Here is a 23424-nt window from a genome sequence, read left to right as displayed (position 1 = left end):
AAAGGCCGTCTGAACGCAATGTTTCAGACGGCCTCAATTTAGGTATAACGCGATTAAGCGTTAGCTTCCTGTTGTTGTTGGTAGATTGCTTCGAAGTTGATCGGAGCGAGTAATACAGGTGGGAAGCCGGCGCGGGTTACGCTGTTGGAAATGGCTTCGCGTGCGTAAGGGAACAGGATGTTTGGACAAGCAACGCCCAGCAGCAGTTGTACGTCTTCTTCAGGAATGTTTTCCAGACGGAAGATGCCGCTTTGGGTAACTTCGTTCAAGAACATGGTGCGCTCTTCGTTCAGTTTGGCAGTCACGGTAACGGTAACGTCAACGCTGTAGAAGCCGTCTTCCAGTTTGGTGTTGCCGGTAGAAACGCGCATATCGACTTCAGGCTCGCCTTGTTCCAAGAAGATTTGTGGTGCATGAGGCACTTCCAAAGACAAGTCTTTTACATACAGACGCTCAACGCTGAATACGGGTTGCAATTCTTCGCTCATTTTATTTTCCTAAGTTAAGGGTTAAGGATTCAGTAATTCGTCCAACTTGCCTTCCTGCTGCAAGCGGTACAAATCGGTAAAGCCACCGACATGGGTATCGCCGATAAAAATCTGCGGCACGCTGCGCTGGCCGGAAAGCTGCTGCATTTCGGCAAAAACTTCCGGATTGCCGTCGATGCGGATTTCGTTGATTTCTTTCACACCCACCGCCTGCAACAGCCTTTTCGCCATGGTGCAGTACGGGCAATATGGACCGGTATAAACAGTAACGGTTTGCATGATTTCTTCCAAAATACCAATGTTCATGACTATATGGGCATAAGCGTTATTTTACAAGTGTTCCCGCCGTACGGTTGTAAAAAACATTCAGACGGCCTCTTGGCCATAAACATTTGTGCAGATGCGGAAAAACCATAATTAAAGTATGATAAGCGCTTTCGCAGAATGACTTTTGCCATTTGTTTTTTGGAGAAGGACACATCGCAAAAGTTTTTCTATTCAAAATCAGGTATCCCCATGCTTTCAGGAATTCCCATCCCCAAGGACGCCGTGCGTCCGTCCGAAACCGTCCTCGTCAACATCACGCCGCAAGAAACGCGTGTGGCCGTTTTGGAAGAGAACAATATCTGCGAGCTGCACATCGAGCGCAACAGCGGCCACAGCTTGGTCGGCAATATTTATTTGGGCGTCGTCAAACGTGTCCTCCCCGGCATGCAAAGCGCGTTCATCGATATCGGATTGGAACGCGCCGCATTTCTGCATATCGTCGACGTCCTCGAACAACGCCGCAATCCGGACGAAACCCAACGCATCGAACACATGCTCTTTGAAGGCCAGTCCGTCTTGGTTCAGGTCATCAAAGACCCCATCAACACCAAAGGCGCGCGGCTTTCCACCCAAATCTCACTGGCCGGCCGTTTCCTCGTTCATCTTCCGCAAGAAGACCACATCGGCATTTCCCAACGCATCGAGGACGATGCCGAACGCAGCAGCCTGAGGGAGCGCCTCAACAACCTACTGCCCGAAAACGCCTGCCACGGCTACATCATCCGTACCAACGCTGAAAACGCTTCCGATGCCCAGCTGCAATCAGACATCAACTATCTGACCAAAGTGTGGGAACACATTCAAAAACAGGCAAAAATCCAGCCGCCCGAAACCCTGCTCTATCAAGATTTGCCTTTGAGCCTGCGCGTTTTGCGCGATATGTTCAGCCTCGATACACATAAAATCCTGGTCGATTCCACCGAAAACCACCGCCGCATGACCCAGTTTGCCGAACAATACGTTCAAGGCGCATTAGGCAGAATCGAGCTGTTCAAAGGCGAACGCCCCCTATTTGAAACCCACAACATCGAGCAGGAAATCGCCCGCGCCCTGCAACCGCGCGTCAATCTCAACTTCGGCAGCTACCTCATCATCGAGTCCACCGAAGCCATGACCACCATCGATGTCAACACCGGCGGCTTTGTCGGCGCGCGCAATTTTGATGAAACCATCTTCCGCACCAACCTCGAAGCCTGCCACACCATCGCCCGCGAACTTCGCCTGCGCAATCTCGGCGGCATCATCATCATCGACTTCATCGATATGGCGCAGGAAATCCACCGCGAAGCCGTCCTGCAAGAGCTTGCCAAAGCCCTCAGTTTCGACCGCACCCGCGTCACCCTCAACGGCTTTACCAGTCTGGGCCTTGTCGAACTGACCCGCAAACGTTCGCGTGAAAACTTAAGCCAAATCCTCTGCGAACCCTGCCCTTCCTGCCAAGGCCGAGGCCGTCTGAAAACTCCGCAAACCGTGTGCTACGAAATCCAACGCGAAATCGTCCGCGAAGCGCGCCGCTACGATGTCCAAGCCTTCCGCATTTTGGCCGCTCCGAATGTCATCGACTTGTTCCTAGACGAAGAATCACAATCGCTGGCGATGTTGATAGACTTTATCGGCAAGCCGATTTCACTGGCAGTCGAAACCGCCTACACGCAGGAACAATACGATATTGTGTTGCTGTAAAAATAAAAGGCCGTCTGAAAACTTTTCAGACGGCCTTCTTGTTTGAGTAAATAAAGATTACGGTTTCACTACTTTACCGTTGATTTTAACGGAAGTCAGTTTCAGGTTGTAGGTTTTGCCGTCATCGGTATAACTGATTTGCGCAGGGATATTGTCGATATCGGAAGCAAACGAGTAAGTAACGGTATCGTCGCCGCGGCGGACGCGATATTTGCTCACCGGCGTTGTACCGCCGTTCAGTTTATAGCTTTCGCTGCCGATTTTGTTCATGCTGCCGACGGTGTACAGTTTTTTACCGTTGGTAATTTTCAAACCTGACGGCAGGCGCACGTCATTGGCGGCCAGTTGCCATGCCAAAGTGAACAAGTCCATGGCCGGACCGGATTTTTCAGTTTTCAAATCACCTGCTTTGCCGTAAGTGATGTTGCCGCCGGAGAATTTGGCCTCGGCATACAATTTACCGCCACGTACATCTTTGTAGTAAGACGGATGCAGGGTCGTGCCGTTGATGCTGCCGCCGGATTCAAAGCGGATATTGTAAAGCGGTACTTTGATGGTAGAAACGATTTTGTATTGGCTGCCGCTGCGTGTGAAGGTCATGGTCGCAGGAATACCGTAGCTGCCTGAGTATTGCAAAACGGCAGATTGCGGCAATTCGGCGGCTTGTGCGCCGATAGAGGTAGTGAGCAGGGAAAGTGTCAATAAGGTTGTTTTAATCGGTTTCATGATGTTTTCCTTGTGTGTATGGTGTTTTAATTAAGCCAACAGGCTTTGACCGGCGGCATTGCGTTGTGCATTCAAAACGCGATTGCCTTCGATTTTCAGACGGCCTGCAACAAAGTCAGCAACGGCTTGCGGGAAAAGCTGGTGTTCAACCGTCAGCACGCGTGCGGCAACATCGTCAGCGGTATCGCCGTCCAAAATAGGAACAATGCCTTGAGAAATAATCGGGCCGCAATCCAGCTCGGGCGTTACGAAATGGATGGTGCAGCCTGCCACTCGGCAACCTGCTTCCAATGCGCGTTCGTGGGTGTGCAGACCGGTGAAAGAAGGCAGGATGGACGGATGGATATTGATCAGGCGGTTTTCATAATGGGCGCAGAATTCTGGAGTCAAAATGCGCATAAAGCCCGCCAATACAACCAAATCTGGCTGATAGGCATCGATTTTCTCCATCATGGCCTGATCAAATGCCAGACGCGAGTCGAAGTTTTTATGGTTCAAACTGTCGGTGGCAATACCGCGCTCTGCCGCCCATGCCAATCCGGCTGCGGTCTCGCTGTTACTCAATACGGCTGCAATGTTGGCATCGGGAATATCAGCATTCACAATCGCCTGCATATTGCTACCGCGTCCGGAAATAAGGATGACGATATTTTTCATCATAATTCCTTGTTAGTTTGGAACGAAGGCCGTCTGAAACGGAATTTTTTCAGACGGCCTATTATCCGTTGTTTAAGGGCGTAAGCCTTGATTCGGATTATTGAACTTTTTGTACGTCAACTTGTACTGGTTGTTGTGCAGCGGCATCAGGCGCGCCGACTTTAACCAGTTTCACGTCGAATACCAAAGTGGCGTTCGGGCCGATTTTATCGCCGGCGCCCACTTCGCGGTAAGCCAATTTGGCCGGGATGTAGAATGTTGCTTCGCCGCCTTCTTTCAAGAGTTGGATACCTTCAGTCCAACCTGGAATCACTTGGCTTACAGGGAAGCTGACTGGGCCGCCGTTGGCTTTGCTGCTGTCAAATACGGTACCATCAATCAGACGGCCTTCGTATTCAACGGTAACCATGTCGTCTTTAGTTGGTTTTTTACCTTCGCCTTCTTTGGTAATTTTGTATTGTAGACCGGAAGCGCTGGTTTTCACGCCTTCTTTAGTCGCGTTTTCTTTCAAGAACGCTTCGCCTTTTTCCAAGTTTACTTTGGCATCTTCAGCACGTTTGGCAGTAGCTTTTTCTTGTTGCTCTTGCAGGAATTTCATCATCACTTCCTGAGCTTGGGCTTCAGTCATTTTGACTTCTTTACCTTCAAACATGGCTTCCATGGCTTCGGTGAAGACTTTCAAATCGATTTCCGTACCTTGGTCTTTCATTTGTTTCAATGAACGGCCGATGTCCACACCCATTGCGTAGCTGGCTTGTTGGGCAGTAGAACCGATGGCAGAAGCATCTGCAGTCGCACTTGAAGCTGCGGAAGCAGCTGGGGCATCTTTAGCGGCAGTGTCTTTTTGGTTGCAAGCAGTCAGTGCCAACAAAGCAGACAAAGCCAATGCGCTGAATTTGAAAGTTTTGTTCATGATTATGTCTTTTCCGGAAAGGTCAAAAAAGGGGATTATAGCTGAGTTTGATTGAAATGGAATCAAGGTGGATTAAAATTTGTAAAGGCTCTTATCAAAAACATCAAGGCCGTCTGAAAACAGGTTTCAGACGGCCTACTCTTAGCTATTGGTCAAACGATTAATACCAGCCGCGCAGTTTCATTGCTTTCTCAACACGACGGATACTCATCATGTAAGAAGCAGTACGCAGGTCGACATCGTATTCTTGAGCCAAGTTCCAAATATCGCGGAACGCACGGCGCAGGACAACGGTTTCTTTCTCTTGAACTTCGTCAAACTCCCAGTAGTAGCCTTGCAGGTTTTGTACCCATTCAAAATAAGATACAACCACGCCGCCGCAGTTTGCCAAAATGTCAGGAACAACCAATACGCCGTTTTGACGCAGGATAACGTCGGCCTCTGGAGTAGTCGGACCGTTTGCACCTTCAACCACGATTTTCGCGCGGACTTTGCCTGCATTTTCGGAAGTCAATTGATTTTCCAATGCACAAGGGGCGAGTACGTCCACATCCAAAGCCAAAAGTTCGGCATTGCTGATTTCTTTACCGTAGCCGGCTTCATTGGTGATGAAACCTTTGGTTTGGAATTCTTTAATGATTGCTTCCATATCCAAGCCGTTTTCGTTGTAGATGGCAACGTCAACAGTAGATACGGCAACGATTTTCGCACCGGCTTTGTGTGCATAGTAACCGGTGTGGTAGCCCACATTACCGAAACCTTGAATGGCATAAGTGGCACCCTTCACGTCTTTGCCCAGTTTTTCCAAAGCTTGGACGGCGGCGAAGTTTACGCCGTAACCGGTGGCTTCAGTACGCGCCAAGGAACCGCCAAACTCAACCGGTTTGCCGGTGAACACGCCCGGTGCGGAATGTTTTACCACGTTTTCATAGGCATCAACCATCCAAGACATGATTTTGCCGTTGGTGTTCACATCAGGGGCAGGAATATCAATTTTCTCGCCGATCAACGGAGAAATAGCTTCGGAATAAGCGCGGGCGATGCGTTCTAATTCCGCTTCGGAATAGTTACGCGGATCCAAAGTGATACCGCCTTTACCACCGCCGTAAGGAATACCGGCCACGCAGCATTTGATGGTCATCCAGATAGACAGGGCTTTAACCTCGTCCATATTCACATGAGGGTGGAAACGCACGCCGCCTTTGTAAGGGCCGACGGCATTATTGTGTTGTGAACGGTAGCCGGTGAAGTTTTCTACTGTACCGTTGTCGAGTTTGACAGGGAAGTTGACTTCCAAAACACGTTGCGGCTTTTTCAAGATTTCAAATACTGCTGGGTCGGCATTCAGGCGATCGCAGGCAATTTTCACTTGTTTTTGTGCAATTTCAAACGGATTCAGTGTTTCTTTAACAGCAGATGCGGACATGTATTTTTCCTTTTCATACACATGATTAGACGAGAGCCATACTTGTTACTATATACAAAAACAGGAAAAAATGTAATAGCATGTAGTCGATAAAAAGCAAATCTATTCATTTATATATAAATTTAGTTTGAGGCCGTCTGAAAATATCGGCACGCCGACCAAAAAATTTTCAGACGGCCCAGTATAAATGCTCATCAAACTATTCAAAAAAGCACACAAACCCTTTGTTTTTTAATGCCTACCAAACCGCCCTTTTTGTTGACAAAATCCCTTCCACATTACCAACAGACGGACAGACTTACACCAGCAAAAATTGTTAACAATTTAAACAAATATCCCATTAAAGAATCAGCAAAACATCGGCAAATCAGGCAAACAATGTTAAAATAAGCGCTTAAATAATATGACAGAAAGCTACTCAATGACCACTGCTGCCTTAGAACACGTTCAAGCCGTTGCCTTTGATTTGGACGGTACCTTATGTGATTCCGTTCCCGATTTAGCCGCAGCAGCCCAAGCCATGTGTGCGCACTTGGGTTTACCTGTTTTGCCTACCCAAACGGTTGAAAGTTATGTCGGCGACGGCATCAGCAAGTTGGTTCATCGCGTCATTAGCAATGATCGTGAAAAAGAAGCCGATCCTGAAATCTGGGAAAAAGGTTTTGTGTTCTTTATGAAATATTATCGCGAGCACTTGAGCGACTTTACCCGCCCCTACCCTGAAACCGAAGCCGGTCTCGGCCTGCTCAAGTCCTTGGGTATTCCATTGGTTGTCATTACCAACAAAAACGAAGTGCTGGCAGCCGAGCTGCTGAAACAGCTCAATCTCGACGGCTATTTCAGCTTGGTTCTTGGCGGAGACAGCCTGACTGAGAAAAAACCCAGCCCATTGCCGCTTCAACATGCGGCTGAAGTTTTGGGCATCGATGTTGCGAATATGCTGATGGTGGGCGACTCCAAAAATGACATTATTGCCGCCAAAGCGGCCGGTTGCTTCAGCGTCGGCATAACATTCGGCTACGGCGACATGACCTTGCTCTCTCAAGACAAAGCGACCAAACCTGATTTGTTGATTCGCGCCCTGCCTGAAATCTACGAAAATCTGCAACCGCAAAAAAACAAAGACAAAGAATAATTCGGCTTTATTTTCAGACGGCCTTTTCGGTGCTTTCACCTAATCAGGCCGTCTGAAATGTAATTCAATGTAGTTAAAATCCCTCCCCTTCCATATCCCATGAAACCTCCCAAAACCTTACGTTCCCGCGCCTTGGATATTCTTTCCCGTCAGGAAGTCAGCCGTGTTGGCTTGAAACGCAAACTGGCTCCTCACTCAGAAAGCGAAGAAGAATTGGAAAAGGTTTTGGACGAATTTGCCGAACGGAATTGGCAATCCGACCAACGTTACGCAGAAGCCTATATTCACAGCAAAAGCAACCGTTACGGCACACTCCGCCTCAAGCAAGCTTTGGCGCAACAAGGTATCGATGCAGATGACTGTCGGGAGTTCCTACCCGATAGGGAGGACGAGCTGCAAACCGCCATTTCCGTCTTGCGTAAAAAATTCAAGCAAGAAGCTCAAGATTTGAAAGAAAAACAAAAACAGGCGCGTTTCCTTGCCTATCGCGGCTTTGGTGCTGACACCATTCAGACGGCCTTAAAAACCGCGTGGAATAAAGACGAAGACTTCTATCAATAATCATTCCCACTTGAAACTTTGCTTCTATCGGCGTACCCTTACGCTTTTATTCAATAATTCAATCAGAGCTTCATCATGTCCGACAAACCGCACGATACACCTAATCCCCTACTCGAAGATGAACGCAAAAACCCTGTTTACCGCTTGGGTCAGGCAGTAGCCGGATTCATGTTGCTGGTTTGGGCCGGCGTTTTGGCCTTAGTTTTCTTCTTGGTTTTCCGTTTTTGGTTGAGTTAAATCCAGCCTGAAGCATTATTTTTCTTCAAAACAAACTGACAAAGTTTGTTTGTACATACTCAAAAGGTCGTCTGAACACACTTTCAGACGGCCTTTTCTTATCATGCTGATCACAGATTATCCTCGAATCACTTTGCGGATATTCGGATTGGCATGCATTGCATGAATAATCTGATTAACCTGATCCAAGTCTTTGACTTTAATTGTGAATTTAAATTCTACAAAACCTTCCGTTCCTGCTTGCGCTTTGGTCGGCGTATCGACAGATTCGATATCCGCACCGGAATTGGAAATCGCTTGCGCCATTGAGGCCAACAAACCATGAGCATCTTCGGATTTAACGTTGAGGATGGTGCGGTACGTTTGATTGCGCAAACTGTCCCAGCCCGCATCGAGTTGCTCTTCCGGATCGGCTTTGACCAAAGTTTGACAGGTATCACGGTGGATAATCATACCCTTGTCTTTGACCAATAGGGCGCGGATCGCATCGCCGGGAATCGGATGGCAACATTCGGCAAAATGAATCCGGCCGGTTTCCTGATCGTTGACTTTGATCGGGCTGAGTTTGACCGCGCTGCCAAAATGTTGGCCCGCCAACTCAGCAATGTGCATGGCAACGTGTACCGGCAAAGTATGCCCCATACCGACATTGTAAAGAACCTCTTCAAACGAGGTTTGTTTGGTGTTCAAATCGGCAAGGTATTTTTCTTTGAGGTCGTCTGAAAGCAGGATGTCTTTAGGCAACAGGCTGGATAAAGCTTTTTGCAGCAGGTTCTCACCCAAAACAACGGCATCGTGACGATTCAGATTTTTAATGTATTGGCGGATGGCACTGCGCGCACGGCTGGAAACGGTAAAATTCAGCCATGCCACATTAGGCTTGGCGTGTTCGGAAGTAATGATTTCTACCGTATCACCGGTTTTCAGCTTGGTGCGCAACGGCATCATGACGTTATTGATACGCGCGGCAACGGTTTTATGACCGATATTGGTGTGAACGGCATAGGCAAAGTCAATCGGCGTCGCACCTTTAGGCAAGGTAAGGATATCGCCTTTCGGGGTAACGATATAGACTTCGTTGGGGAACAAATCGACTTTGACATGCTCCAGAAACTCGATGGCATTTGAGCTGCTGGCCTGCAGGTCAAGAATATTTTTCATCCATCGGTTCATATGGAGGACGGCTTGGTCCGGAGTATTTTCACCGGATTTGTAAATCCAATGGCCGGCAATACCGCCCTCAGCCACAGCGTCCATTTCACGCGTACGGATTTGCACTTCGATCGGTAAACCGTAAGGACCGACCAAAGTCGTGTGCAGGCTTTGGTAGCCGTTGCTTTTCGGAATAGCGATATAGTCTTTAAAACGGCCGGGCTTGGGGTGGTATAAATTATGCAATGCACCCAACGCGGCATAACAGGCAGGAATATTGTTTACAATGACCCGAAAGCCGTAGATATCCATTACTTCGGCAAAACGCAGTTTTTTAGCCAGCATTTTTTGATGAATGCTGTATAAGTTTTTCTCGCGGCCTTTGATTTTGGCTTCAATATTGACACCGACCAAACGCTGACCGAATGCACGCAACACTTTGCCGACAACATCGCGGCGATTTTTGCGGCTGTTGTCCATGGCTTTTTTCAGGGTTTCGTAGCGTCTTGGGTGGAGGTTTTGGAACGATAAGTCTTGAAGCTCTTGATACGCATTGTTCAGGCCAATGCGATTGGCGATTTGAGCATAGATTTCGAGGGTTTCTTTGGCGATGCGGCGGCGTTTTTCCGGACGCATAGAGCCAAGGGTGCGCATATTATGCAATCGGTCGGCCAGTTTGACGACGATAACACGCACGTCTTTAGTCATGGCGAGGATAAGCTTACGGAAACTTTCCGCCTGATGCTCGGCATGATCTTCAAATTTGAGTTTTTCCAGTTTGGAGAGGCCGTCTACCATTTCGGCAATGGTATCGCCGAATTCTGCCGCCATTTCGACTTTGGTTACACCCGTATCTTCCAATACATCGTGCATAACGCCCGCGCAAAGACCTTGAACATCCATATGCCAAATCGCAAGCTGCGTGGCAACGGCGAGAGGATGGGTGATGTAGGGTTCGCCGCTTTTACGGGTTTGTCCGTCATGGGCGTGGAAAGCGTAGGCAACGGCTCTTTCAAGCTCGGCCTGCTCATTGGTATTGAGATAGGATGCGGTGCGAAACAGAAGCTCGCGCGCTTCTGCTGTCAGCGGGTCATAGGGGGCGGTAGGCAGTGGGGCTGGCATTTTCAGACGGCCTTTTATGGCTATTTTTTTAAGCCGTCAGACTGTATCGGTTGTTATATCGCACCGATACAGTCCGCGCGGCGGTTTTATCGGTTTGCCGGTTGGTTTACTTATTGCGGGTCAGCAGCTCGGTTCCGATTTGTCCAGCAGCGATTTCGCGCAGGGCGGTTACGGTTGGTTTGTTGTTGCGGATGTCGTCAACCAAAGGCGTATTGCCGTTTTCGAGCTGGCGTGCGCGACGGGCGGCAACGAGGGTAAGGTCGAAGTGGTTAGGGATTTTACCTGTGCAGTCTTCAGTAGTAATACGGGCCATGTTTGCTTGCTTTCTTTCTATGTTTCAAATAAACGGTTATTTTCGCTGTTTTTTACGAATTTTCCAACAGGTTTGAAATAAATCCCTGTTGAGAGGATTTTTTCAGACGGCCTGCTTTAATAATGTGGAACAAATCGGCTTCGGCACGATCCAAATCGTCATTCACGACGACGTAATCGAACAAAACGGATTGCTCAATCTCATGTCGGGCTTTTGAAAGACGTGTTTGAATAACTTCTTCGCTGTCTGTACCACGGCCGATCAAACGTTGTGCCAATACTTCAAAGGAAGGCGGCAGGATAAAAATACTGCTGGCTTCAGGCAATGATTTACGCACTTGCGCCGCACCTTGCACATCAATTTCCAAAATTACATCATAGCCCTCTTCGCTCAACGAATTCACGCCGGCAATGCTGGTGCCGTAATAGTTGCCGAACACATTGGCGTGTTCCAAAAAGGCTCTTTGATCAATCAGTGATTCAAATTCTTCTTTGGGAACAAAGTGGTAATGCACGCCATGTGTCTCACCCTCACGTGGCTGGCGCGTGGTATGAGAAATGGAAACACGGATGTCGTCATGATTTTTCAACAGGCGCGACACCAAGGTCGTTTTACCTGTGCCGGAAGCGGCAGAAATGATGTAAATATTGCCTTTTTTATGATTTTGCATGGTGGTTCAGCCGATGGTATGTACCTGTAAATTATAACACAACACAATGTTTCTCGGAATTTCAGACGGCATGTTGCAAAATTTGGCTATTGTATCGATTAATTTGGCAAGTCCGCATATGACCGCTACAATATCGTGTTAAAAACTTTTTGATTTCGGAATGTCAAGATGTTGATTCATCCTGAAGTAATGGGCGTAGAGGCTTTGGCGGACAAAATCCGTAAAATTGAAAACTGGCCGCAAAAAGGGATTTTGTTTCATGACATTACTCCCGTTTTGCAAAGCGCAGAATATTTCCGCCTGCTGGTCGATTTACTGGTTTACCGCTATATGGGGCAAAAAGTTGATGTCGTTGCGGGCTTGGATGCGCGCGGCTTCATCATTGGCGCAGCTTTGGCCTATCAGCTGAACGTCGGCTTTGTCCCCATCCGCAAAAAAGGCAAACTGCCGTTTGATACGGTTTCTCAAAGTTACGCTTTGGAATATGGCGAAGCAACGGTAGAAATCCATACCGACGCCATCAAGCCGGGCGCACGCGTTTTGTTGGTAGATGATTTGGTGGCAACTGGCGGCACAATGCTGGCAGGTGTCGAGCTGATCCGCAAATTAGGTGGCGAAGTAATCGAAACGGCTGCCATTCTGGAATTTACCGACTTGGACGGCGGCAAAAAAATCCGTGAAAGCGGCGTGCCGTTATTTACCCTGTGCCAAAACAAAGGCTGTATGTAATAAAAAACCGCAAGCTAATCAGCCTGCGGTTTTTTATAATCAAAATTATTCGAGAACGTATCCGTCCGTATCCCAGAAAGTTTTTTTCACCAACTGGTCGTCTTTATAAACTAGCTCAGATTTCTTCGCACCATCATCATACCAATCCAAAATAATGCCACTGCGTTTACCGTTGCGAATACTCAATTCAGACACGATGCGGCCATTTTCATCCCAACTAATGATCTCCGTCGGTTTGTCATTGCTCATCATCATTTCAGTTTTCGGACTGCCGTCTGAATACCATTGTTTCCAATGGCCATTGGCTTTATCATGCTTAAACTGAATTTCGCTTTCTTTCACGCCATTTCGGTAATAGCGCGAACCCACGCCCTCACTCAAGCCATTTTGATAAGGCATTACTGCGGATTTTTTGCCGTTTGGATACCAGTTGACCCACTCGCCATGCGGTTTGCCGTTGCGATAGCTGCCAACCATCTTTTTCTGACCGTTGAAATGCCACAGGGTTAATGTGCCATTATCCAACGCCGGCACAAAAACCTTAATCTGACCGGCAGGTACTTCATAAGGATCAGAATATTTTTTCATCGATGGATAGTAAAAATCCTGCACCTGTGCCTTACCTGCCTCAATCTTGTATTGGCGGACATAAGCAACCGAAGGCATGGTCGCCGTCAGTTTACCGTTTTGATTGAAATAAACGGTATGTTGCTGGGCAAAGGCGGCAACGGGCATACTGAACAAGGCAGCAGCCAACAGGCCTGATTTTAAATAATTATTCATAATATGGAGTTTGGCAGTATATGTTCTACAAAAAGTCAGTAATAAAAATTCACTGACATTAGAAACTATGACGAATATTATAAGCCATAGTTTCAAAGCCTGCTTGGATTTCATATTCGGCATACCATAGACATTTGTATTTTCTTTAAATATTAAAGATTATACAAAACAAAGGCCGTCTGAAACTTTTTCAGACAGCCTTTGTTTTATTTATATCAAAATAATCTATTCTTCACCCAATAATTGCTCGCGGGTCAACAGGAATACAAACCCATCGCCACCGCTGGTTTCCAACCAAGTAAACGGTAATTCAGGATAAGCAGCCTCCAATATTTCACGGTTGTGACCGATTTCAACCAACAATACACCTTTCGGATTCAGATATTTTGCCGCTTGCAGAATGATTTGACGTGTAGCGTCCAAACCATCTTCGCCACTACCCAAAGCCAATTCCGGCTCATGCAGGTATTCATCAGGCAACGCCTCCACAGATTCCGCGTCAACATAAGGCGGATTGGAAACAATTAAGTCGTAGGTTTCATCCAAACCTTCAAACAAATCGGTATGCACCAAGCTGATGCGGTCTTCCAAGCCATAATCTTCAATATTAATCGCAGCCACTTCCAGTGCATCCAAGCTTAAATCAACGGCATCGATTTGTGCGTCGGGATAGTGATGCGCCATTTGAATGGCCAAACAGCCACTACCGGTACACAAATCTAAAGCTCGATGCACCAACTCATCATGTTCAATCCAAGGACGAATACCGTCGCCAAGCAATTCATAAATGAAAGAACGAGGCACAATAACGCGCTCATCAACATAAAAATCAAACTCGCCCTGCCATGCCTGATGCGTCAGATACGCGGCAGGAATATGCTCAACTGCGCGGCGTTCGATAATGGACAGCACTTCTTCCTTCTCACTTTGCAACAATTTGGCATCCAAATAAGGCTCCAACGTATCCAAAGGCAGGTTCAAAGTGTGCAAAATCAGATAGGCTGCCTCGTCATGGGCATTATCACTTCCGTGTCCGAAAAACAGTCCGGCATCATTAAAACGGCTGACGGCGAAACGCAATAAATCGCGAACAGTGGTCAGCTCTTGAGCAGCTTGGTTGAACATAATGTTTTGTCTTGTCAATTTAAGAATATTGAAATTATAACAGAAAGGCCGTCTGAAAACTTTTCAGACGGCCTTCGATTTAATTCAGCTTAAGATTATTTATCGCGGCTGAATACAATTTTGGTAGCTTGGATAGCAACGCAGACAGCACCACCGATGAAGATCAAGTCAGCAGCGGTACGAACCCAACGCAGGGTATCCAGGATTTCCATTTGCAGGAATTCTTCGCTACGTGCATACCACAGACCGTGAGTGATAGAAGCGTAAGCTTGAATCACGCCGACCGGCAACAGGCTGATGGCAATCATACCCACCAGACCGCCGTTCAGCAGCCAGAAGCCCCAAGTCATGAGTTTGTCGTCGAAATGTGCGTTTGGTTTCAGGTAGCGGGCAACCAGCAATACGAAGCCCAGTGCCAAGAAGCCGTACACACCGAACAGAGCCGCGTGAGCGTGAACTGCAGTAGTGTTCAGACCTTGGATGTAGAACAGGGAAATCGGCGGGTTAATCAAGAAGCCGAATACGCCGGCACCGATCATGTTCCAGAAGGCAACTGCTACGAAGCACATCAGAGGCCAACGCAGACGTTTCGCCCAGTCGGACAAGTGTTGGTAAGACCAGTGTTCGTAAGCTTCACGACCCAGCAGAACCAAAGGCACAACTTCCAAAGCGGAGAAACATGCACCGATTGCCATAGAAGCAGAGGTAGAGCCGGAGAAGTACAAGTGGTGTAATGTACCTGGGATACCGCCCAACATGAAGATAGCGGCAGCAGCCAAAGTAGAAGCAGTGGCAGTACTACGGCGGACAAAGCCCATGTTATAGAAGATGAATGCGAAAGCGGCAGTAGCGAACACTTCGAAGAAACCTTCTACCCACAAGTGAACCACCCACCAACGCCAGTATTCCATCACAGCGATTGGAGATTTTTCACCGTAGAACAGACCAGGAGCATAGAACACACCCACACCAACCATAGAAGCTACGAAGATAGCCAACAGGTTTTTGTCTGTACCTTTTTCTTTAAAGGCAGAAATGGTGCAACGCAGCATCAGGAACAGCCACAACAGCAAGCCGACCATCAGCAGAAGTTGCCAGAAGCGACCCAAATCCAAGTATTCGTAACCTTGGTGACCGAACCAGAAGTTCAGCTCAGGCGGAATGATGTGGGTCAAAGCAAAGAAGTTACCTGCATAAGAACCGCCGACTACGATGAACAGGGCGATGTACAGGAAGTTCACACCGGCACGTTGGAATTTAGGATCTTTACCGCCGTTCACAATCGGAGCCAAGAACAGACCTGCTGTCAGGAAGCCGGTTGCAATCCAGAAAATAGCGGATTGGATGTGCCAAGTACGGGTCAGCGCATATGGGAACCAGTCGGCCATTTCAAAGCCCAAGGCGGTATCGATACCGTAGAAGCCTTGACCTTCGACAGTATAGTGAGCGGTCAAACCACCCAACAGTACTTGTACGACAAACAGCGCAACAGTCAGGAATACATATTTGCCCAACGCTTTTTGAGAAGGAGTCAGTTGTACTTTAGAGATAGGATCTTCAGTAGGTACTTCAACCTCTTCATGTTTGGTCAAGAAAGAGTAACCCCACATCAGCAAGCCGATACCCATCAGCAACAATACCACGCTGGTGAAGGACCACATGTAGTTTTCAGTAGTCGGTACGTTCTTGATCAAAGGCTCGTGCGGCCAGTTGTTGGTGTAAGTGAAGTTCTCATCAGGACGGTTAGCCGAAGCAGACCAAGAAGTCCAGAAGAAGAAGTTGAACAGTTTTTCACGCGCTTCTTGGCTTGGCAATGTGTTGTTTTTCATTGCAAAGTGTTCGCGAGTGGTTTGGAACTTAGGATCGTCGCTGTACACGCCGTGGTAGTAAGGCAGAATGCTTTCAATCGCTTTCACGCGGGTATCGCTGATAACGACAGAACCGTCTTCCTTAATACGGCTTTGGTTGCGGTATTCGTCAGCCAAACGGGTTTTCAGAACAGCTTGTTCCTCAGGAGAAACTTCGTCAAATTTTTTACCGTAAGTTTCTTGCGCAGTCAGATCCAACCATGCAACCAGCTCGCGGTGCAGCCAGTCGGCAGTCCAGTCTGGAGCTTGGTATGCACCGTGACCCAATACAGAGCCAACTTCCATACCGCCGGTAGTTTGCCATGCAGATTGACCTGCCAAAATATCGTCTTTGGTCATCAGGACTTTGCCGGATGCAGAAACGACTTGTTCAGGGTACGGCGGAGCCTTTTTATAGACCTCGCTACCCATATAACCAAGAATGGTAAAGCATACTGCCAGTACGGCAAACAGCAAGTACCAAAGCTTCTTGTACTGTCCCATTTTGAGTACTCCTTGATTTTGGTAAAAAGTGGTTGGGTATTAATTCATCAAATATGAATGTTAAAGATTGTATCACGGTTTTAAAAGTAAAGAAATATTTTGTCAATAATATTCCTTTAAAACCATTAACTTACATGATATTGATTCCTATTATCCTATATAACTCCTCCTTTGTTATATTTTGTGTTAAGCCTGCACTAACATTTTCACACAAAAATAAACTTTTCGGTTTAGTTTTTTATACTACTAAAGGAGTATTTAGGGATTAAAAGATTCATATTCATTGAACAATTTGATTTATGTCAAAATATACCCAAACAAGCGCCTACATAATCATACAAAATTTCAAACCATCCTATCAGGATACTTAACTTTTCTTACAATAAGGAAACTTTAAACATGAAACGCCAAACCTTAGCTGCACTTATCGCTTCTGTATTTGCACTGGCCGCATGCGGCGAACAAGCTGCTAAACCAGCTGAAACTCCGGCTGCCACCGCTTCTGCCGAAGCTCCTGCTGCTGCTTCTGACTCACAAGCTGCTGCCGAGACTCCTTCTTCAGAATTGCCTGTAGTCGATGCCATCATGACTCACGCTCCGGAAGTTCCACCTGCAATCGATCGCGATCATCCGGCTAAAGTACGCGTTAAAATGGAAACCGTCGAAAAAACCATGACTATGGAAGACGGTGTTGAATACCACTACTGGACATTCAACGGCGACGTTCCGGGCCAAATGATCCGTGTACGCGAAGGCGATACCGTAGAAGTAGAATTCTCTAACAATCCTTCTTCTACCGTTCCTCACAACGTTGACTTCCACGCTGCTACCGGTCAAGGCGGTGGTGCAGAAGCTTCTTTCACTGCCCCAGGCCACACTTCTACTTTCAGCTTTAAAGCTCTGCAAGCCGGTTTGTACATTTACCACTGTGCCGTTGCTCCTGTAGGTATGCACATCGCCAACGGTATGTACGGTTTGATCTTGGTTGAACCTAAAGAAGGCCTGCCTAAAGTAGATAAAGAGTTCTACATCGTACAAGGCGACTTCTATACTAAAGGTAAAAAAGGCGCTCAAGGTCTGCAACCTTTCGACATGGATAAAGCCATTGCCGAACAACCTGAATACGTTGTATTCAACGGTCACGTAGGCTCTATCGCCGGTGACAACGCCCTGAAAGCCAAAGCTGGTGAAACTGTTCGTATGTACGTTGGTAACGGTGGTCCTAACTTGGTATCTTCTTTCCACGTTATCGGCGAAATCTTCGACAAAGTATATGTTGAAGGTGGTAAACTGATTAACGAAAACGTACAAAGCACTGTGATTCCTGCCGGTGGCGCCGCCATGATCGAATTCAAAGTCGATATTCCAGGCAGCTACACTATAGTTGACCACTCTATCTTCCGTGCGTTCAACAAAGGTGCTTTGGGTCAATTGAAAGTTGAGGGTAACGAAAACCCTGAAATCATGACCAAAAAACTGAGCGACACCGTTTACCAACCTGCCGGTGCTGCCGCTTCTGCCCCAGCCGCTGCGTCTGCCGCACCTGCTGCTTCTGAAGCCGCTAAATAATCCCTCGGTTTAATACGCCAAGCCACTGCTACTCTTCTCTTAGAGTCGCAGTGGCTTCCATCACAATTAATCTTCCTATTCAATCAGACAGATTGATTTTTCAGACGGCCTTGTTATGATTAGGCTATCTTAAAAATAAATTTTCTGTTTTCAAACGATAATAAGGGCGTACCATGAAACTCATACGACTCCTCCTCTTAGGCAGTGCCTTAATCTGCGGCAATACATTTGCAGCCGAAATGGTAAAAATCGAAGGAGGCAGCTATCGCCCTCTCTATCTCAAAAAAGAGACTTCCCTTATTAAAGTCAAACCCTTCCAACTTGACAAATATCCTGTAACCAATGCCGAATTTGCCGAATTTTTGAAAACACATCCACAATGGCAAAAAGACAAAATCAGCTCCAAACAAGCTGAAAAAGCTTACCTGAAACATTGGGTAAAAAACGGCAGCAACAGTTATGCGCCTAAAGCCAGCGAACTCAAACATCCGGTAACTAATGTTTCATGGTTTGCCGCCAATGCCTACTGCGTTTCCAAAGGCAAACGCCTGCCGACTATTGACGAGTGGGAATTTGCAGGCTTGGCTTCTACCACTCAAAAAGATGGCTCTGCCGAACCCGGCTACAACCGCACCATCTTGGATTGGTATGCAGACGGCGGCCGAAACGGCCTGCACGACATCGGTAAAAACAAACCCAACTACTGGGGCGTATACGATATGCACGGCCTGATTTGGGAATGGACTGAAGACTTCAACAGCAGCCAACTCTCTGCCGGCTCGTCCAACACACAAATGTTCTGTAGCGGCGCATCCGTAGGCTCAAGCGACCCGTCCAACTATGCGGCATTCTTACGCTACGGCATCCGCACCAGCCTACAGTCCAAATATGTTTTAAATAACTTGGGCTTCCGCTGTGCGAGCAAATAAAGTTTAGTTTTTTATCACCAAAGCAGCTTTGGCGGTACTGAAAGGTATCGCCGCTTTTTTTGGCCGTCTGAAAAGATATGGCGCACAAAGACAAATTGTGGCATAATCCGCCCGTCTTTCTAAAAAGGCACTTAGGAGTTTGCTTAGGTCGTTTGGCTTGGCAAACTTGTCCGAACCTGAAAAGGTTCTTTTATTTTCGGAGTTATCCATCATGGCATTGACCGTAGAACAAAAAGCACAAATTGTTAAAGATTTCCAACGCAAAGAAGGCGATACCGGCTCTTCTGAAGTACAAGTCGCTCTGTTGACTTTCCGCATCAACGACCTGACTCCTCACTTCAAAGCCAACCCTAAAGACCACCACAGCCGTCGCGGCCTGTTGAAAATGGTTAGCCAACGTCGTCGCCTATTGTCTTACCTGCGTCGTACTCAGCCTGATACTTACCGTACACTGATTACCCGCCTGGGTCTGCGTAAATAATTTATGCTTAAATCAACACCGCCTTCGGGCGGTGTTTTTTATTAACATACCGATGCCGTCTGAAACACAGGCCCACGCTCTGTGTTATACTTCCACACGCTTAAGCAGCAAGGCTTAAACTTCCAATCACTCCTTAAAGCTCCCATCAAAGCGAGAATCTGAATTGTCTGTTCATTCCATGTTGCACTCAGGAAAATTTTGGCTGAAATCCCTGGTTTTCAGCATTGCCGTGCTTTTATGCCTCGCGGCGGTATTGAGTGCCTTAATGTTCCGCATATTCAATACAGAAAACATCGACGCATTCATACAGAAAAACTTTTCTGCCCATGGCTGCCAAGTCAAATACAACGCCAATATCAGCAGAAAATGGCTACCGCGCCCTACGCTGATTTTAAAAGACCTCAGCCTTTCCTCTTCCGAACCTGACACGCCGACGCTGAACATCGCTGAGTCCGAAATGGGCTTTGGTTGGAGCAGCCTATGGTCGGATGCGCCCATACTTGAGAAATGGATTCTTTTAAACCCGACACTGACACTGGACTCAAAACACCATCTGCCCGCCTGCCTGCAACAAGACCCATCGTCAAAAGAAAGTTTTCAGCTCAACCGCATCATCATCAATAACGGCAGCATCCGTTACCACAATAAAGAACAAGATATTGCCTTAAACGATCTGCAATTTTCCCTGCGCAGAGCCGATTCAGACGGCCGTCCATTCGATATCAGCGGCACACTGCAAAACATAGGCAACCCCATCAGTTGGCAAGGGGCCGGCCATCTTGTACAAGATGATGCCGGCTGGAGCGTTCCCGCCCTCAAATTAAACCTGCAAACCGTATTACTCAAAAACAAGCTGGATGCCCAAATCGCAGGCAGCCTTAATTGGCAAAACCAAACCGCCCTTTTCCGCGACTTCAATCTGCAAGCTGAAAGCGGCTATCAAAACTTGCATATCAACGCACGCTCGCCCCTCTTGCAGTTTAAAAACGGCTATTTGCACCTCAACACACTCAACGGCGCATTGACCGCCGGCAGTGAAAACAACCAATGGGACGGTTCATTCAAACTGGACAAAGCCAACCTCTACGCAACCGTTTTGACCGCCGCCAATTTTGAACTCAAAGGCAGCCATAAAAACGACCGACTCCAAACCAACTTTACCTTTTCCAGCCCATTGGTTTGGCAAAAAGGCAAAGGCATTGATGCGCCCAAACTGCACCTCAGCACCCTGCAAGACACCATCAACCGCCTTCCCCGCCCCCGATTCATCAGTACACTCGAAGGACAGGCCAATTTCAGCCTCAATACATGGGAAGGCCGTCTGAAAGGCGCATTTGACAGACAAGCCCTCGCCTTGGCCTTTAAATACCAACGCGATGCCCAGCCGCGCCCGCACCTTGACGCCGGTATCGCCTTACAAAAACTCAATCTGACCCCTTACTTGGAAGATCTGAAAACCCAGCCATCACTGAATCTTCCTTCCCTGCTGGCCAAATCCTGGTTGCCCGACATTGAGGCCAACCTCCAAATCGGCAGCATTCAAACTGCCGGTCTGCAATTAGAAAACATCGAATCCCTGCTCACCGCCGATAAAGAACATATAGCCCTACACCGTTTCAAAGCCGGGCTTTATGGCGGCAAAACCGAGGGAGGCCTGAGTATTGCGGCAACCCAACCTGCTTCCTACCACCTTCAGCAAAACGCAAAAGGCATACAAATTCAGCCGCTGCTGCAAGACCTGTTCGGTTTCCACAGCTTCAGCGGCAGCGGCGACGCCGTTATCGACATTAAAACTACCGGCAATGACCGTGCCCAAATGATACAAGCCTTAAACGGCAGCCTGCTTCTCGATATTACCAACGGTGCATGGCACGGCATCGATATGGACAGCATTCTGAAAAACGGCATCTCTTCGGAAAAAATCGACAACAGCAACCTCAAAACCCCTTTCCATCATTTCATCCTCAATAGCGAAATCGAGAAAGGCATCAGCCATCATATCAACACCGAACTGTTTTCTGACAGCCTGCACGTTGTCAGCAGCGGCTATACCGATTTAAATACCCAAAAGCTATCGGAAAACCTGCTTATAAGCAACGTACTGCAACCTAAAAACAAACCGATTCCCCTCAAAATCGGCGGTACCGTACAAAACCCTTCCATTACCCTCGATTACAGCCGCTTAACCAATGGCATGAACACACCTGCAGAAAAACAAAAAGCCCTGCAAGAAACCATACAAGAACAATGGAAGTGGCTCAAACCACGCTAAATTTTCAAATTAAAGGCCGTCTGAAACCCAAAAAGTTTCAGACGGCCTTTTAACAGATACATTGTCAGAATAAGATGTTTATTGGGGAATGACCATATACACAATCAGTGCAACAATGATGGCAAACCATATGGCCAACATTATCAAGCCTTTTTTGGAGAGTTTTCTTTTTCTCCAATCGAGCTTCAATATTTCTACCGTACCCTCAAACATAGACCCAATTATTTCCATCAATATTTGAAGTAGAAATTCCAATAAATCCGACATCTACAAACCCAAACGCTCCCAAATCTGATCGATTTTGGCCGTAACGGCAGGGTCTTTTTTGATCACACGCCCCCATTCGCGGTCGGTTTCACCCGGCCATTTGTTGGTCGCATCCAAACCCATTTTGCCGCCGAGTCCGCTGACAGGGCTGGCGAAGTCGAGATAATCGATGGGCGTATTTTCTACCAAAACAGTGTCGCGTACAGGGTCCATGCGCGTGGTGACCGCCCAGATGACTTCTTTCCAGTCGCGCACGTTCACATCGTCATCAACCACGATGATGAATTTGGTGTACATAAATTGGCGCAGGAACGACCAGCAGCCCATCATCACGCGCTTGGCGTGTCCGGCGTACTGTTTTTTCATACTCACCACCGCCATGCGGTAGGAGCAGCCTTCGGGCGGCAGGTAAAAATCAGTGATTTCAGGGAACTGCTTTTGCAAAAGCGGTACGAACACTTCGTTCAATGCCACGCCCAAAACGGCGGGTTCATCGGGCGGTTTACCTGTGTAGGTGGAGTGGTAAATCGGGTTTTCGCGCATGGTGATGCGCTCGACCGTGAACACGGGGAAATGGTCCTGCTCGTTGTAATAGCCCGTGTGGTCGCCGTATGGGCCTTCCAACGCGGTTTCGTTCGGATGGATGACGCCTTCCAGCACGATTTCAGCGCGTGCGGGCACTTGCAAATCATTGCCGATACATTTCACCAGCTCCGTCCGCGAACCGCGCAACAGTCCGGCAAATTGGTATTCGCTCAAGGTATCGGGAACGGGCGTTACCGCGCCCAAAATGGTGGCAGGGTCGCAGCCAAGCACGACGGCGACGGGATACGGCGTATCGGGATTGAGTTTGCGGAATTCCTGATAATCCAACGCGCCGCCGCGATGCGACAGCCAACGCATAATCAGCTTATTTTTGCCGATTAGTTGCTGACGGTAAATACCGAGATTTTGGCGTTTTTTGTTTGGTCCGCGCGTAACGGTCAAGCCCCACGTTACCAGTGGCGCAACGTCTTCCGGCCAGCAATGCTGAATCGGAAGTTTATACAAATCAACGTCCTCACCTTCCCGCACGATTTCCTGACACGGCGCATTTTTCACCACGTTCGGCGCCATGCTCCAAATGTCTTTCAGCAACGGCAGTTTAGAAAATGCGTCTTTGATGCCTTTAGGCGGTTCGGGTTCTTTCAGATACGCCAACGTCTGCCCGATTTCACGCAGCTTGGACACACTGTCCGCACCCATGCCCAGTGCCACGCGTTCGGGCGTGCCGAACAGATTCGCCAAGACGGGATAATCATAACGCGTACCATCAGGCTTAATCGGGTTTTCAAACAACAACGCCGGCCCTTCGGCACGCAGCACGCGGTCGGCGATTTCGGTCATTTCCAAATGCGGCGACACCGGATGCTGAATGCGCTTGAGTTTGCCATCAGCTTCCAATCCGGCGATAAATTCTCGCAGATCTCTGTATTTCATGATTTCATTTTCCTGAACAGTCCGTCTGA

General features: G+C 47.8%; 23 protein-coding genes. 9 read left to right on the top strand and 14 right to left on the bottom strand.

Annotation, left to right across the window (positions count from 1 at the left end; genetic code table 11):
• Positions 1-53: 53 nt before the first annotated feature.
• Together secB and grxC are read right to left on the bottom strand one after the other, a co-directional pair.
• Positions 54-488: a protein-export chaperone SecB gene (gene secB / locus HMPREF2952_RS05320; protein ID WP_003745844.1), complete on the bottom strand. Its 435-nt coding sequence runs from the start codon at positions 486-488 to the stop codon at positions 54-56.
• Positions 489-509: 21 nt separating this feature from the next.
• On the bottom strand, positions 510-767 hold the full coding sequence (gene grxC / locus HMPREF2952_RS05315; RefSeq protein ID WP_003684090.1) for a glutaredoxin 3: 258 nt from the start codon (positions 765-767) through the stop codon (positions 510-512).
• Between the two features lie 237 nt (positions 768-1004).
• On the opposite strand from grxC, the gene HMPREF2952_RS05310 reads away from it, so the two are divergent.
• Positions 1005-2498 carry an Rne/Rng family ribonuclease gene (locus HMPREF2952_RS05310; protein WP_049329870.1) on the top strand — a complete coding sequence of 498 codons (1494 nt, stop codon included), beginning with the start codon at positions 1005-1007 and terminating at the stop codon, positions 2496-2498.
• A gap of 57 nt (positions 2499-2555) precedes the next feature.
• On the opposite strand, the gene HMPREF2952_RS05305 is transcribed toward HMPREF2952_RS05310, so the two are convergent.
• The 4 genes from HMPREF2952_RS05305 to HMPREF2952_RS05290 form a co-directional block, all read right to left on the bottom strand.
• Positions 2556-3224 carry a membrane protein gene (locus tag HMPREF2952_RS05305; RefSeq protein WP_049344055.1) on the bottom strand — a complete coding sequence of 223 codons (669 nt, stop codon included), beginning with the start codon at positions 3222-3224 and terminating at the stop codon, positions 2556-2558.
• 30 nt (positions 3225-3254) lie between these two features.
• Entirely contained in the window at positions 3255-3881 is a 627-nt protein-coding gene (gene purN, locus HMPREF2952_RS05300) for a phosphoribosylglycinamide formyltransferase (protein ID WP_049344053.1), read from the bottom strand.
• A gap of 97 nt (positions 3882-3978) precedes the next feature.
• Positions 3979-4794: an FKBP-type peptidyl-prolyl cis-trans isomerase gene (locus HMPREF2952_RS05295; RefSeq protein WP_049344051.1), complete on the bottom strand. Its 816-nt coding sequence runs from the start codon at positions 4792-4794 to the stop codon at positions 3979-3981.
• A gap of 160 nt (positions 4795-4954) precedes the next feature.
• The gene (locus tag HMPREF2952_RS05290; RefSeq protein ID WP_049344050.1) at positions 4955-6220 is read right to left on the bottom strand and encodes a Glu/Leu/Phe/Val family dehydrogenase; all 1266 of its coding nucleotides are present in this window, start codon (positions 6218-6220) and stop codon (positions 4955-4957) included.
• Between the two features lie 421 nt (positions 6221-6641).
• Here HMPREF2952_RS05290 and HMPREF2952_RS05285 point away from each other — a divergent pair, with 421 nt between their 5' ends.
• From HMPREF2952_RS05285 to HMPREF2952_RS11220, 3 genes are all read left to right on the top strand, one after another.
• Positions 6642-7355: a phosphoglycolate phosphatase gene (locus HMPREF2952_RS05285; RefSeq protein ID WP_049335455.1), complete on the top strand. Its 714-nt coding sequence runs from the start codon at positions 6642-6644 to the stop codon at positions 7353-7355.
• Positions 7356-7454: 99 nt separating this feature from the next.
• Positions 7455-7916: a recombination regulator RecX gene (gene recX / locus HMPREF2952_RS05280; protein ID WP_049335453.1), complete on the top strand. Its 462-nt coding sequence runs from the start codon at positions 7455-7457 to the stop codon at positions 7914-7916.
• A 75-nt stretch (positions 7917-7991) separates the two neighbouring features.
• Complete coding sequence (locus HMPREF2952_RS11220) at positions 7992-8153, top strand: hypothetical protein (protein WP_039861975.1); 162 nt, start codon at positions 7992-7994, stop codon at positions 8151-8153.
• 117 nt (positions 8154-8270) lie between these two features.
• Here the strand turns inward: HMPREF2952_RS11220 and HMPREF2952_RS05275 are convergent, their stop codons facing one another.
• The 3 genes from HMPREF2952_RS05275 to gmk all read right to left on the bottom strand — a co-directional run bounded on the left by HMPREF2952_RS05275 (position 8271) and on the right by gmk (position 11410).
• Positions 8271-10427 carry a RelA/SpoT family protein gene (locus HMPREF2952_RS05275; RefSeq protein ID WP_049335451.1) on the bottom strand — a complete coding sequence of 719 codons (2157 nt, stop codon included), beginning with the start codon at positions 10425-10427 and terminating at the stop codon, positions 8271-8273.
• 106 nt (positions 10428-10533) lie between these two features.
• Complete coding sequence (rpoZ, locus tag HMPREF2952_RS05270) at positions 10534-10740, bottom strand: DNA-directed RNA polymerase subunit omega (protein ID WP_003682294.1); 207 nt, start codon at positions 10738-10740, stop codon at positions 10534-10536.
• Positions 10741-10792: 52 nt separating this feature from the next.
• Positions 10793-11410: a guanylate kinase gene (gene gmk, locus HMPREF2952_RS05265; RefSeq protein ID WP_049335449.1), complete on the bottom strand. Its 618-nt coding sequence runs from the start codon at positions 11408-11410 to the stop codon at positions 10793-10795.
• A gap of 168 nt (positions 11411-11578) precedes the next feature.
• Between gmk and HMPREF2952_RS05260 the strand changes: the two genes are divergently transcribed.
• Complete coding sequence (locus HMPREF2952_RS05260) at positions 11579-12139, top strand: adenine phosphoribosyltransferase (protein ID WP_049335447.1); 561 nt, start codon at positions 11579-11581, stop codon at positions 12137-12139.
• Between the two features lie 45 nt (positions 12140-12184).
• On the opposite strand, the gene HMPREF2952_RS05255 is transcribed toward HMPREF2952_RS05260, so the two are convergent.
• The 3 genes from HMPREF2952_RS05255 to HMPREF2952_RS05245 form a co-directional block, all read right to left on the bottom strand.
• Positions 12185-12874 (bottom strand): toxin-antitoxin system YwqK family antitoxin, encoded by a 690-nt coding sequence (locus tag HMPREF2952_RS05255; RefSeq protein WP_224783375.1) that lies wholly within the window; start codon positions 12872-12874, stop codon positions 12185-12187.
• 273 nt (positions 12875-13147) lie between these two features.
• Complete coding sequence (gene prmB, locus HMPREF2952_RS05250) at positions 13148-14047, bottom strand: 50S ribosomal protein L3 N(5)-glutamine methyltransferase (RefSeq protein WP_070695343.1); 900 nt, start codon at positions 14045-14047, stop codon at positions 13148-13150.
• Between the two features lie 95 nt (positions 14048-14142).
• The gene (locus HMPREF2952_RS05245; protein ID WP_070695342.1) at positions 14143-16398 is read right to left on the bottom strand and encodes a nitric-oxide reductase large subunit; all 2256 of its coding nucleotides are present in this window, start codon (positions 16396-16398) and stop codon (positions 14143-14145) included.
• 399 nt (positions 16399-16797) lie between these two features.
• On the opposite strand from HMPREF2952_RS05245, the gene nirK reads away from it, so the two are divergent.
• Positions 16798-17967: a copper-containing nitrite reductase gene (gene nirK / locus HMPREF2952_RS05240; RefSeq protein ID WP_004519389.1), complete on the top strand. Its 1170-nt coding sequence runs from the start codon at positions 16798-16800 to the stop codon at positions 17965-17967.
• Between the two features lie 173 nt (positions 17968-18140).
• Positions 18141-18896, top strand: coding sequence for a formylglycine-generating enzyme family protein (locus HMPREF2952_RS05235; RefSeq protein WP_004519388.1), 756 nt, complete (start codon positions 18141-18143; stop codon positions 18894-18896).
• 3 nt (positions 18897-18899) lie between these two features.
• On the opposite strand, the gene HMPREF2952_RS05230 is transcribed toward HMPREF2952_RS05235, so the two are convergent.
• Positions 18900-19109, bottom strand: coding sequence for a hypothetical protein (locus tag HMPREF2952_RS05230; protein ID WP_039861972.1), 210 nt, complete (start codon positions 19107-19109; stop codon positions 18900-18902).
• Between HMPREF2952_RS05230 and rpsO the strand changes: the two genes are divergently transcribed.
• Positions 19108-19377, top strand: a complete 270-nt coding sequence (rpsO, locus tag HMPREF2952_RS05225) for a 30S ribosomal protein S15 (RefSeq protein WP_003679932.1) — start codon at positions 19108-19110, stop codon at positions 19375-19377. The two genes, HMPREF2952_RS05230 and rpsO, sit on opposite strands and share 2 nt — an antisense overlap.
• 178 nt (positions 19378-19555) lie before the next feature.
• Entirely contained in the window at positions 19556-21649 is a 2094-nt protein-coding gene (locus tag HMPREF2952_RS05220; RefSeq protein WP_070588331.1) for an AsmA family protein, read from the top strand.
• Positions 21650-21916: 267 nt separating this feature from the next.
• Here HMPREF2952_RS05220 and ubiD read toward each other — a convergent pair whose 3' ends face one another.
• Entirely contained in the window at positions 21917-23395 is a 1479-nt protein-coding gene (gene ubiD / locus HMPREF2952_RS05210; protein ID WP_049344369.1) for a 4-hydroxy-3-polyprenylbenzoate decarboxylase, read from the bottom strand.
• Positions 23396-23424: the final 29 nt, after the last annotated feature.

Source organism: Neisseria sp. HMSC068C12, from assembly GCF_001814095.1.
In the GTDB taxonomy this organism is placed as follows: domain Bacteria; phylum Pseudomonadota; class Gammaproteobacteria; order Burkholderiales; family Neisseriaceae; genus Neisseria; species Neisseria perflava.
The sequence above is the reverse complement of the archived record's forward strand: the minus strand, read 5'-3'. Positions and strand labels throughout refer to the sequence as shown.